This window comes from Chryseobacterium sp. VD8 (assembly GCF_037149975.1).
Taxonomy (GTDB): domain Bacteria; phylum Bacteroidota; class Bacteroidia; order Flavobacteriales; family Weeksellaceae; genus Chryseobacterium; species Chryseobacterium indicum.
Window position 1 is genome coordinate 1 of sequence record NZ_JBBCQL010000357.1, and the last position, 2743, is coordinate 2743.

Here is a 2743-nt window from a genome sequence, read left to right on the forward strand (position 1 = left end):
CCCCGCCCTTACAAAAGTATTATTTAAAGGCCATCCCAATGATATGGCCGTAACGCTGGAAAGTATGAAAAAGATCAAAGAATTTAATAACAACATGGCCATTTTCCCGGGAGACCATATCTCTTATTTCAGCGAAAAGAAGACAAGAGATGCTATTATAGACCTCATCTGTAACAACTAAAAACTAACCTTAAAAACTCTACATCATGAAAGGCTACAGTATACACATTGGTATCAATACCACAAACCCTGATGTTTACAATAACTTACCTTCTCTCAAAGCTGCGGTAAACGATGCCAAATGGTGGCAGAAATATGCAGAAGAACTTGATTATGAAACTCTGCTATTAACAGATCAGGAAGCCCAGTCAGGAAAAATTTTATCTGAAATTGAGCAGCGGGCACAGACCATGCAGCCGGGTGATATTATTCTGATCACCTATAGCGGCCACGGAGGTACGTTTCCTAACGAAAAACCCTCGGATCTGGATACGGAATCAATGGATCAGACCTGGTGTTTATACGACAGACAGTTAATTGATGATGAACTGTACGAAGCATTTAAGTCTTTTAAGGAAGGAACCCGTATTCTAATCGTTTCAGACAGCTGCCACAGCGGTACCGTTACAAAAGATATAGAAACGATGGAATCTCCGGGCAAAATTAATCTTACCGAAGTTTTAATTGACGGAATAGAACAATCTCAAACCTCCAGAGGATTTGCTAACAGGAAACTTCCGGCAGAAGTGGAAAAAGATATTCTGACCAGAGATTATACGAGCATCTACGTTCCCATTCAGGAGAAGTTTAAATACAAATCCAAACGAAGTGAGGTAAAGGCTTCAGTAAAGCTGCTTGCAGCATGTCAGGATGATCAGTCAACCTATGATGGAGAAAAATACGGGCTGTTTACCGGTACGCTTAATAAACTTTTTTTACAGGATGGATTTTCCGGTAACGCCAGAGAAATCATAGCAAAAATAAAAAAATACTATACGTTCCCACATCCGAATTGTTTTGAATATGGATCTGTCATTGAAAGTTTTGATAAAGGTTTTCCCTTTGCAATCAATATTGAAAATGCGGATACCCTATCAGGATACCTCAACCCTACCCAGACTTCAGTAAAAGATATCATTGCAAATAATGACATCACAACAGGTAACGTTGATAAAAATGCTTTATTACTGGTTGAATTCCAGGGAGAAGCTCCGCAGCTTGAGGAAGGAGATCAGATAAAAATCATCAAACAAAAAGGAACACGGTTTACCCTGGAAGCTTTAAATATTCCTTATGAACAGGGCTGGACGGCAGCGCATGCGCTTAAACTCCGTCTGAAACAATCAGGATATGAGGCCACCGTAGAGCCCATCTTAAGTTTTAGTCCTGCTGATGATAAAAGAATAACCCGGGCCAGTAACGGTGATAATGAATACATTCCTGAATGGCCCCCTGCACTTGAAAACCCCACGGTAAAAATTGGCTGGCATTTGGATGATAAGCATTCCCAACTCTCTGCTGCTGCCCAAAAAGTAATGGCAAAAACAGGTTCTTATGTTACAATCGGGCACCTGGATACAGGATATTTACCCGGGCATATAGGGCTTCCTGAAAAGCTTCGGGCTGACAAAGAGAAAAATTTTGTTACCGGTAAAGATGAAATTGAAAATCAGGCTCATGATAAAATAGATTCAGGTAATGATGGTCATGGTTTGGGCACCCTCTGTTTATTAGCAGGAAACAACGTTCCTTTCTCTTCTACATTCAATGAGTTTCAAGGATATATAGGAGGAGTTCCCATAGCTGATGTCATTCCGATGCGCATCAGTGATTCTGTAGTTATTCTAAATACCGAAAATTTCTGTGATGCTATAGATTACGCTCTGGAACAGGGATGCGAAGTTGTAACCATGAGTATGGCAGGAAAGCCAAGCCCGCGTATGGCCAAATCCGTAAACAAAGCTTATGAGGCAGGACTTGTTATTGTCTCTGCGGCAAGCAACTGCTGGTATGCCGGATTTTTTAAAAGCTTACTTCCTAAATGTGTTCTCTATCCCGCAGCTTTTCAACGGGTAATTGCCGCCACAGGGGCAATGTATAACCAAAAACCTTATGACAAGGACTTCCTGAATACCGCAAAAGGTGAATTTACAAAATATATGCAGGGAAGCTGGGGGCCTCCTTCGTCAATGACAAGAGCTTTGGCTGCGTATACTCCTAATACTCCGTGGGCAGAAAACGGAGATAAGTTTGTAAGAAGCGGCGGCGGAACTTCAAGTGCTACTCCTCAGATCGCGGCGGCGGCGGCTTTATGGATTGCCTATCACCGGGATGAGCTGGAAGCAAAAGGCTATTATAAACCCGGACAGCAGTGGAAAAAAATAGAAGCCGTGAGGTATGCACTTTATACATCTGCAGCAAAAGCAAGTGTATTTAAAGACTGGCAAAAGTATTATGGTAACGGAATTTTAAGAGCAATGGATGCGCTCAATATAGGAGTTCCGGACGAAAATCTGCTTACGAAATCTCCGGAAGCTGAGTCGTCCTTCGGTGGTATCACCCAGATCCTGGGATCTTTCTTTAAAAATAGGAAACTATTCCGCGATACTAATACCCTAAAGCCTGAAGAAGAACAGCTTTCATTGGAACTGATGCATCTGCTACAGACGGACCCTGCCTTTTTTGAAGACTTTTCTCATTTGGATATGAGCAATACCACCAAAGCTGAGAATCTTATCAGTAA

2 protein-coding genes are annotated in these 2743 nt (G+C 41.8%); both read left to right on the forward strand.

Annotated elements, in window-relative coordinates:
• Positions 1-181, forward strand: a 181-nt coding sequence (locus WFK35_RS22005) for a hypothetical protein (RefSeq protein ID WP_336734715.1), incomplete at its 5' end; no start/stop codon positions are given.
• 25 nt (positions 182-206) lie between these two features.
• Positions 207-2743 (forward strand): S8/S53 family peptidase (locus WFK35_RS22010; protein ID WP_336734717.1); only part of this gene is annotated, 2537 nt, incomplete at its 3' end.